Source organism: Natronomonas sp., assembly GCF_046710025.1.
Classification (GTDB): Archaea; Halobacteriota; Halobacteria; order Halobacteriales; family Haloarculaceae; genus Natronomonas.
The window spans coordinates 1-9,084 of the sequence record NZ_JBKEGK010000094.1; the positions used below are offsets into that span (position 1 = coordinate 1).

General features: G+C 62.7%; 10 protein-coding genes. 6 read left to right on the plus strand and 4 right to left on the minus strand.

Features of this window, described 5'->3' with window-relative positions:
* The first annotated feature begins 17 nt into the window (after positions 1–17).
* Complete coding sequence (locus ACI944_RS07930) at positions 18–635, plus strand: class I SAM-dependent methyltransferase (protein ID WP_411718524.1); 618 nt, start codon at positions 18–20, stop codon at positions 633–635.
* A 90-nt stretch (positions 636–725) separates the two neighbouring features.
* Here ACI944_RS07930 and ACI944_RS07935 read toward each other — a convergent pair whose 3' ends face one another.
* The 3 genes from ACI944_RS07935 to ACI944_RS07945 all read right to left on the minus strand — a co-directional run bounded on the left by ACI944_RS07935 (position 726) and on the right by ACI944_RS07945 (position 3,495).
* Complete coding sequence (locus tag ACI944_RS07935; protein ID WP_411718515.1) at positions 726–1,106, minus strand: ACT domain-containing protein; 381 nt, start codon at positions 1,104–1,106, stop codon at positions 726–728.
* The gene (gene ilvB / locus ACI944_RS07940; RefSeq protein WP_411718516.1) at positions 1,103–2,845 is read right to left on the minus strand and encodes a biosynthetic-type acetolactate synthase large subunit; all 1,743 of its coding nucleotides are present in this window, start codon (positions 2,843–2,845) and stop codon (positions 1,103–1,105) included. Before ilvB ends, ACI944_RS07935 begins: the two co-directional genes overlap by 4 nt.
* A 476-nt stretch (positions 2,846–3,321) precedes the next feature.
* Positions 3,322–3,495, minus strand: a complete 174-nt coding sequence (locus ACI944_RS07945) for a hypothetical protein (protein WP_411718517.1) — start codon at positions 3,493–3,495, stop codon at positions 3,322–3,324.
* Between the two features lie 275 nt (positions 3,496–3,770).
* Between ACI944_RS07945 and ACI944_RS07950 the strand changes: the two genes are divergently transcribed.
* Positions 3,771–3,917 carry a hypothetical protein gene (locus ACI944_RS07950; RefSeq protein WP_411718518.1) on the plus strand — a complete coding sequence of 49 codons (147 nt, stop codon included), beginning with the start codon at positions 3,771–3,773 and terminating at the stop codon, positions 3,915–3,917.
* A gap of 39 nt (positions 3,918–3,956) precedes the next feature.
* Here the strand turns inward: ACI944_RS07950 and ACI944_RS07955 are convergent, their stop codons facing one another.
* A complete protein-coding gene (locus ACI944_RS07955; protein ID WP_411718519.1) occupies positions 3,957–4,967 on the minus strand; it encodes a deoxyhypusine synthase in 1,011 nt (336 codons plus the stop codon).
* A 679-nt stretch (positions 4,968–5,646) separates the two neighbouring features.
* Here ACI944_RS07955 and ACI944_RS07960 point away from each other — a divergent pair.
* The 4 genes from ACI944_RS07960 to ACI944_RS07975 form a co-directional block, all read left to right on the plus strand.
* Complete coding sequence (locus tag ACI944_RS07960; RefSeq protein WP_411718520.1) at positions 5,647–7,095, plus strand: 4Fe-4S ferredoxin N-terminal domain-containing protein; 1,449 nt, start codon at positions 5,647–5,649, stop codon at positions 7,093–7,095.
* Positions 7,095–8,432 carry an NrfD/PsrC family molybdoenzyme membrane anchor subunit gene (gene nrfD, locus ACI944_RS07965; RefSeq protein WP_411718521.1) on the plus strand — a complete coding sequence of 446 codons (1,338 nt, stop codon included), beginning with the start codon at positions 7,095–7,097 and terminating at the stop codon, positions 8,430–8,432. The genes ACI944_RS07960 and nrfD overlap by 1 nt, the downstream gene beginning before the upstream one ends.
* Entirely contained in the window at positions 8,432–8,662 is a 231-nt protein-coding gene (locus tag ACI944_RS07970) for a hypothetical protein (RefSeq protein ID WP_411718522.1), read from the plus strand. The genes nrfD and ACI944_RS07970 overlap by 1 nt, the downstream gene beginning before the upstream one ends.
* 123 nt (positions 8,663–8,785) lie before the next feature.
* A partial coding sequence (locus ACI944_RS07975; RefSeq protein WP_411718523.1) for an iron-sulfur cluster assembly protein occupies positions 8,786–9,084 on the plus strand: 299 nt, incomplete at its 3' end.

A 9,084-nucleotide genomic window follows, 5' to 3' on the forward strand; every position in this document is an offset into this window, starting at 1 on the left:
CGTCGCGGAACTCCGACGTGGATTCTAACGAGGTCAGACACCAGTGGGAGACTCGCTCCGGGGAGTATTCGCCGGCGTACTACGCACACTACGGCCCGGACGAAACGAGCGAGATGCTTCGTAAAACATTCGAGCGGTTTCTCGATCCGGACGCGGCGATCATCGAGATGGGATGCAGTTCCGGGCGACACCTCGCACACCTCCACGAGCACGGGTTCGAGCGACTGTCGGGGATCGAACTCAACGGCGATGCCTTCGACGTGATGGCCGAGACGTACCCCGATCTCGCCAGCGAGGGAACGTTTCACCACGGCGCGATCGAGGACGTCATCGGGGAGTTCGCGGACGATCGCTTCGACGCGGTGTACTCCGTCGAAACCTTCCAACACATTCACCCGGACGCCGAGTGGGTGTTCGAGGAAATCGCCCGGATCACCAGCGATGTCCTCATTACGGTCGAAAATGAGGGCGATGGGGGCGTCTCGCGGTCGGCCCCAACGGAGGTCAACTACGTCACTGACGACGTGCCGCTGTACTACCGCAACTGGCGACACGTCTTCGACGGACTGGGGTTCGTCGAAGTGGACGCCGAACGCGGGAACCGAGATACGGTTCGGACCTTCCGTCGGACGTGATGTCTGTATTTGTAACCTGAGGGGAGGGGTCGCCGCTACTGGAAACCCAAGCCACTACGCTACGCTCGTGCGAATACAAAACAGGACGGCTTATGGCTCGTCCACGTCGGTGGTGAGTCGGTCCGCGACGTTGCGGTCGAGTTGCTCGACGGTCACGACGTGACGGAGTTTTTTAATCTGGTTCGACACCTGCTTGACGCCGGGGTGCGGTGGCTCGACGACGAACGTGATGCGAGAGTGTGCGTCGTCGCCAACCGGCTCACCCACGATGCGCTCGATGTTGATCTGTCGTCGGGCAAACAGCCCGGTCACGTCGGCCAGCACGCCGGGGTCGTTCTCGACGAACGCTGACAGTACCACCCGCTGGTCGATGTTTTCTGTCTCCTCGTCCTCGTCGGTTCCCGGCTTCGTTCGGCGACCCGTTGGCTGGGCTCGCTCGTGAGGGCCGGGGCCGTCCAGTCCGTTGCTCATAGTTCCTCCAGTTGTGCTTCGTTCATCGCGAACTTCCCGTTGTTGCCACCGCTGGTGACCATCGGGTAGACATCTTCTTCGGGGTCAACGTGGGCATCCACGACCGAGGGTCCGTCGTAGTCGAGGGCGGACTGAAGTGTCGCTTCGGCCTCGTCGTAGTCGTCGAGACGGAATCCGCGAGCGCCGAACGCCTCCGCTAGTGTCGCGAAGTCCGGACCCCACGAGTACTCCGAAGCCACGCGTCGACCCTCGAAGAAGGCGTCCTGCCACTGCCGGACCATCCCGATGTACTCGTTGTTGAGGACGATCACCGTGACGTCGAGATGTTCGCGGACCGCAACGGCGAGTTCCTCCAGGGTCATCAGAAACGAGCCGTCGCCGTCGAAGCAGACGACTGATCGGTCGTTGTCGGCGGCAAAGCGGGCGCCGATCGCTGCGGGCAGACCGTACCCCATCGTCCCCAGGCCGTGCGAGGACACCCACGTCTGTGGCTCGGTGTAGGTCCAGTACTGGAACGCCCACATCTGGTGTTGGCCGACACCCGTGGTGACGATACTGTCGTCCGGTGTCAGCGCGTCCACGGCCTCGACGACGAACTGTGGTTTGAGCGGTTCGTCAGCGGGCGTGTCGTAATCCATCGGATACTCGGATTTCCAGGTCTGGCACTGCTCGCGCCACTCACTAGCGTCGGGTGCCCGGGCCATCGCGTCGTACAACTGGTCAAGCACCGTCGCCGCGTCGCCGACCAGCGGGTGGTCCGCGCGGACGTTCTTGGACATCTCCGCGGGGTCGATGTCCACGTGGACAATGTCGGCCTCCGGCGCGAACGTTTCGACCCCGCCGGTCAACCGGTCGTCGAAACGGGTGCCCACCGCCAACATGACATCGCTGTGTTGGAGTGCCATGTTGGCGTAGCCGGTGCCATGCATCCCCGCGACTTCCATCGCGAGAGCGTGGTCTTCCGGGAACGACCCGAGACCAGGCATCGTCGTCACGACGGGGACACCGTACTCGATGGCAAAGGCCCGGAGCTCGTCCCAGGCCTCGCCTTTGATAACACCGCCCCCGGAGAGGATGACGGGGCAGTCAGCGTCCGAGAGTGCCTCCGCGGCCGCCCTGACCGCTCCGCCGTCGGCGGCGTCGGGTACCTCGAAGTTCTCGGGTTGTTCCGGTCGGTCGGGCGTTCGGTCGGTGTCGTTGAGGGTGACGTCTTTCGGGAGGTCCACGAGCGTCGGCCCCGGTCGGCCGTCGCGGGCGAGGGTGAACGCCTCGCCGACCGTGTCACCGACAGTATCGGCGTCGTCGGCGAAGAAGTTGGCTTTCGTGACCGGCCGGGTGACGCCGGTCGTGTCCGTCTCCTGGAATGCGTCGTTGCCGACGAAGTCCGACGGCACCTGTCCCGTCAACGCGAGCATGGGGTCCGAATCCATATCCGCGTCCGCAAGCCCGGTGACGAGATTGGTCGCGCCAGGTCCCGAGGTTGCCATGCAAACGCCCGGGTCGCCGGAGACGACGCCATATGCATCAGCGGCGTGGGCCGCAGCCTGTTCGTGTGCCATCGTCACGTGGGTCAACGCCGCGTCGTAGAAGGCGTCGTAAACGGGCATGATTGCCCCGCCCTGGACGCCAAATACGTGTTCGACGCCCGCGCTTTCGAGCGCCGCTACGACGGCGTCGGCACCGCTGGTAACTGAGCGTTCTTCGGTCGCTTCCTCCGTGACTGCGATTTGTTCTGACATCTTGTGGTTGTTTGTCGTGGGTGGACTGGGGGTCCGTGGCGTCGTCAAAACTGCGACACCGTCGATTACGAAACGGGGCGAACCGGGCCGAACAGTAAGAGTAGGGTGTAGCGGGACTAAAACGCCCCAATAATAGCGGTCGTGGAGACACCGCTATCGACGGGCAAGCGTCGGGAAGCGGTGGCAAAGCGCATATAACACAATCAATATCGTGCCCAATAATGAACGTTTCGCTTGTACGTGCCGAGAACGTTCACGGCTAACGACTATCCGCTCTCAGCGGATAACAGACGCGATTCTCCGATGCTCATTCACTTTTCCACACAAATGTGTGGATAGAAACGTGGCCTCGGCACTCATAGGGCTCGTCACTACCGGCTGCCTACACCGGCTCAGATGGAGCACTCGTCATCGGCCATCGCAAGCGTACGCGTGCGAGTATTAAAACAGTTCATCACTCGTAGTTCAAGCCTTCGTCACCTCGTGGTCGACATCTCCATGGCGGAGTCGCCGACCATCCAGGTGACGACGATGATGTCGGCCCCAATGTCGTCAAGCGCGTCGCAGACCGCCGCGAGCTCCTCATCGGTCGAGAGCAGGTCGTTGACGGTGAGTCCCCGATCGCTCGAATCGATGTCGTTGACGTACATCCCCGAGTCGCAAGTGGCCGGTTGTCTTGTGTAGGGGGACCTTGCCCTTGCGGCCGCAGGCCCGCTTTCGGATCACGACGAGCAAGATGCCGGTCCGGAACGCCGCTGCTAACCGAATGCACCACGTACTCGTAACCGTCCTCACCGATAATCGGGGCCCCGTGGAGCGACTCGCGGAGGCGTTCCATACCGAGTTGTTCGGCGACGGACCCGAAACGGGGGTCGATCCCCCGTCGGCGGCAGAATTTATATACTGGCGTGAACTATCATTATATATGTCCGTCGATACACAGCACCGCTGCCTGCAGTGTGGGTTCGAGGCGCCCCCGAGCGACGACGCGTGGGGGACGATCCAGCACCCGCCGCTCGGGGAATTAACCCAGTGCCCCGAATGCGGAAGCACCGACACCACCACGCGGTAAACTACCCCTCCCTACTTCCCTCGGAGGCGAAGGACCCGCTCACTCGATCGAATCGAGCGCGCCGGCGACGACCAACGGGAGGGTGATTGTCGCATCGGCGTACACAGAGACGTTTCTGGCGCCTTTTTTCAGTTTCCCCCACGAGCGGGCCTCATCCAGCGTTGCCCCCGAGAGCCCCCCGGTCTGTGGCGGGTCCATCGTCAACTGGACGGCGTAGTCGTAGGCCCCCGGCGTCACGAGCATCGTCTGGAGGACGTAGTTCTTCGGGACCCCGCCGCCGACGACCATCGCCGCGGTCGAATCGGCCTCGTAGGCCAGGTCGTTCAACGGCGACATGTCGGCGAGCGCATCGAGCGAGAAGCCGCTGACCTGCGAGTGGAGCCACGCCTGCAATCCGAGTACTGAGTCCTGAATCGCAGGAGCGTGAACCGGCACGTCGTGCTCGTAGGCCGCGGCGGCGATGCCGGCGTCCTCGTCGATCCCCTCGCGCTCGTTGACCTCGGCGTTGGCCCGGCCGAGTTCGGCGGTGAACTCGGCGATCGAGACGACCTCTTCGCCGATCGAATCGAACACCTCCGCCCGGAGATGCTTCTCGAACAGCGTGAAATGCTCCTGTGGGAGGTAAACGTTGTAGATGCGGTCAACGCCCTCGTCGCGGAGTTGTTCGTCGAACGCCTCTTCCTCGTAGTCGGGGTGGTCGTGGCTGCCGTGGTGGTGTTTGCCGCCGATCGCTTCGATCGAATCGTGCGTGAGGTTCGCGCCGGTGGTGACTAAGGCGTCGATGTGGCCCGCTCGGATGAGATCGGCGACGATGGCCCGCATTCCGGCGGGAACCATCGCGCCGGCTAACCCGAAGAAGACGGTCGTCTCCTCGCGGCCGAAGGCCTCCGCGGTGACGTCGATCGCCTCGGAGACATCGGCCGCGCCGATGCCGGCGTTGCCGTACTCGGTGGCCAGTTCGGCGACGCTCATGCCGGTGTCGATCCGTGCGTGTCCGATCGGGTCGTGGTCGAACGCCTCCCGTTCGGGGGCGTCGTCCTCGTCAGTCATCGTCGCATGTGGGGGCGGCGGCCGGTTAAATTCGCTGTTCCGGGCCCGTTTTGAAGTGTCGAGGTGACCAGCGGCCAAGACAGTATGATGTATGGGAATATAAGCCTGCCGAAGCCCAAAACGACGGATTCCGGACTCCTATCGGGTGGAATGGGGAGTCTTTATTACCGTTCAGTCAAACTCTCACCGTGATGGCAGTGCCCGGTGCCGACAGGCGAAAATCCACCCACAGACGCCGGACGGGACGGGCCAAGTGGAGTGTCCACAACCGCCGGCAATGCAGTTGTGTACCGGTGGCGTCCGACCGGACGAGCCAGCAGCCGGTCGGTAGGGTCGGAGCGCCCGGCACGGGACCGTCCGTCGGTGACGCGGGCAAACGCAACGTTCGGATACTGAACCAAACCGCCGAAACGGGCGACCGGTCCGCCCCCGAACCTCCAGCCATCGAGGGTGTTAGGGAATGGGCCGTCGTCGCGGGGCGATCGGGCGCGGACGACGAATGGACGCCTAGCGTCCGATCGCGCGCTCGGCGAAAGCGGTATCTATTCGCGCCGTCCGGAATCGCATCCGGGCGTCCGTCTGCTTTCGGTCATCGAACGACGGGCACCCGACATTCGAACCGGGCGACGGCCGTGGCGATTCCACGGGTTCGGATTCGGATACCAACGGTGATTACCAAATGAGTAGAGACGACGATTCCTGCAGCAACGACAGTTGTGGCTGCGGGAACAACGACAACACAGAGGACGAATCGTTCCACCCGATGGGGGCCGATCACGAGTCCGAGATGCGGGAGATGCTCGACGATACCGAGTACGACACCGATCTCGGGATGGACATGGCCGAGGACGCCATGAAACTCATCCAGGGTGAAATCTCTGAGGCGGAGTTCCACGACAAGTACAACGAGGCAGTTGTAAATGAGTTCGACGTCGACGACCGACCGACGGTCGACGCCTTCGAGGAAATGAAGGCCTCGGAAAACGACGACGAACACGACGGGATCTTCGAGCGCCTGACCGGCGATGAGGGCCTCGTCGAACAACTGAAAAACGTCGACGCGGACACGAGCCAGAGCCGCCGAGACACGATGAAGAAGATGGGTGCCGGGGCTGCGGCACTCGGACTCGGCGGCGTTGCCTCGGCACAGAGTTCCGGCGACCCAAAGGACGACGAGTACGGCGCCGAACCGGTTGGCGACACCTCCGCGAGCGGGACGCAACTCGGGATGGTCATCGATCTCAACCGGTGTGACGGCTGTCTCGAGTGTGTCACCGGTTGTATCCAAGAGAACCAGACCTCGACCGGCGCGAACTGGATGTACGTCCTGACCTACGAGGACGAGAAGTCCGACCAGGAGAACTTCCTCGTCCGACCGTGTCAACACTGCACCAACGCGCCCTGCGAGAAGGTCTGTCCGGTGCGTGCGCGACACACACGCGACAAGGACGGCATCGTACTCACCAACTACGAGATCTGTATCGGCTGCCGGTACTGTCAGGTTGCCTGCCCCTACGGTGTCAACTACTTCCAGTGGGGCGAACCCGACGTACCGTACGATGACCTCCCCGGCTCGGAGAACGATTACGAGGAGCTGAAACAGATGCCCGACGAGGACCGTCACGAGCAACTCGTCGACAGCAACGACCACATCCACGACGACCGCGGTCAGTGGGCCGACATGCGCCCGCCGCAGGGCGTCATGGGCAAGTGTACGTACTGTCCCTCCCGCCAAGATGGCCACCAGGGCGAGGAGAAACAGGGCACAGTCGCCTGCATGGAGGCGTGTGATGCCGCCGGCATGAGCGCGATCCACTTCGGCGACATCAACGACCCCGAGAGCCGACCCCGACAGTATCTCAAACAGCGCGCCGAGCAGGAGTTCGAACGCGACACCGAACTCGACAACGGCGAGCAGTGGGGCGATACGGTCACGCCGTGGGCGAAGCTCTCGGCGTTCAAGCTGCTCGAGGACCTCGGCACCCAGCCGAACGTCACGTACCTCGGCAACGAACCCGGCCCCGAAGCCGAGCAGATCGACGGCCCGGTCACCTACGAACAGATCGGTGTCGAGGACAACAGAAAACACCACCTCGACCAGTTCACCTTCGGGGCGGGTGACGACTAATGAGTTCGAGAACACCGAACACCGACGATATCGTCCGTCCGATGCAGAGCACCGCGAAATGGTACTACGTCGTCTTCGGAGCCGCCAGCATCCTCGCGCTCGTCTGGTTCGGCCTCTGGTCGATCCAGCTCAGCCGCGGGCTTGCGGTCACGAACCTCGCAGACTGGGGGTCCGCCGGGGGCGTTACATGGGGGCTGTACATCGGCGCGTTCATCTGGTGGGTCGGTATCGCACACGGCGGTATCATCCTCTCGGCCGCGGTCCGGCTGTTCGGGATGAAACGATACCTGCCCGTCGCCCGCCTCGCCGAGTTGCTCACCATTGGCGCACTGAGCATGGCTGGCTTCTACATCGTCATCCACGTCGGCCGGCCCGACCGCATCGTCACGAGCGTCGTCCAGGCGTATCCGGTGACGGTTCACCAATCGCCGCTGGTGTGGGACGTGACGGTCATCACGATGTACATGGTGATGACACTCACGTACCTCGGGTTGACCATCCGGTATGACCTTGCTCGACTCCGTGACGATCTGCCGAACATCCTCGAACCGGTGTACAAGGTCGCGACGATCGGCTACTCTGAGGCTGAAGACGAGGTCATCGAGCGGATCGTCTGGTGGCTCGCGTTGGGCGTCATCGTGATGGCCCCGCTGTTGCTGCACGGCGGTGTCATTCCGTGGCTCTTCGCGCTGCTGCCGTCGATGCCCGGCTGGCAGGGTGCGATTCAGGGGCCGCAGTTCCTGACCATCGCGCTCACCTCCGCCATCGCGGGCGTGATCATCCTCGCGCTCGCGCTCCGGCGTGCCTACGACTGGCATCATATCCTCACGGATGACGTGATCCGCGGGCTGACGCTGTGGCTCGGACTGTTCAGTCTGCTGTTCCTCTGGCTACAGCTTCAGCAGGTCATCACGGGCGTCTACGCGGCGCCGCTCGACCAGCGAAGCTTCGCGGCGGCGAAGGTCACGAACCCCTACTACCAGTTCGCGATCGGCGTCGTCCTGCTCTCGCTGGCGTACATCTTCGCCCAGGCGGTCAAAGCGCACCTCTTCAGTCCGATGCGCTCGCTTGCGGCATCGCTGTTGGTGCTCGCGGGCACGCTGACTGAGAAGATCCTGTTCGTCTTCGAGGGCCTCGAATACCCGACGTTCGATATGTACTACAACACGCCCGGTCACTACTTCCCGAGTCCGATCGAGATCGGCTCGTTGGTCGGGACTATCGCGCTGTGTACGCTCTTTTTCCTCGTGATCGTGAAAGTCGTCCCGGTGATCGAACTGCACGCCATTGAGGAACTCCGTGGCGAGGGCCACTCCCACGTGGAGGGTGATGACTGATGGTGGAGTTCCAAGCGTGGAACTTTATGTACCCCGGAACGTGGGTCATCTTCATCATCATCGGTGTTCCGGTGTACACCGCGATCCTCGGGTGGTTCCTCGGGAAGCCGCGTGACATGGAGAAGGCGCTGATGGCGCTGACGTACCTGATCGGCTTCATCGTCTCGATGTGGGTCGGGCTGTACTTCCTGACCGTAGCCATCGGTATCGTCTTCCCGCCCGCGATGTAGGCGGGCGGCGGTCCGCTGTATTGCGGTTCTTTTTTTATTACGACTGACGTAATCAGGCAGCCGGCCGCGGGTTGTCCGAAAATAAAGTCTCATACGTTTCCCCGCCGTAATGAAACCGATCAGATGACCGAACTCGAAGCGGAACTCGAAACGCGGCTGCGGGAGATCGAGGACCCCCTTGTCGGTGAGGATATCGTGACGATGGGGTTAATAAACGACGTGACGATCGACGACGAGACGGCGTCGGTCTCGCTCGCGTTCAACACCCCCTTTGCGCCCGGAGAGCTCGAACTTGGTAACGCCGTCCGCGAAGCGGTCCGGGATGTTGGCCTCGAACCGGACCTCTACGCCGAGGCGGGCGAGGAACACGGCTTCGACGAGGAGGTCATGCCGAACGTCCGAAACGTCGTCGCCGTCGCCTC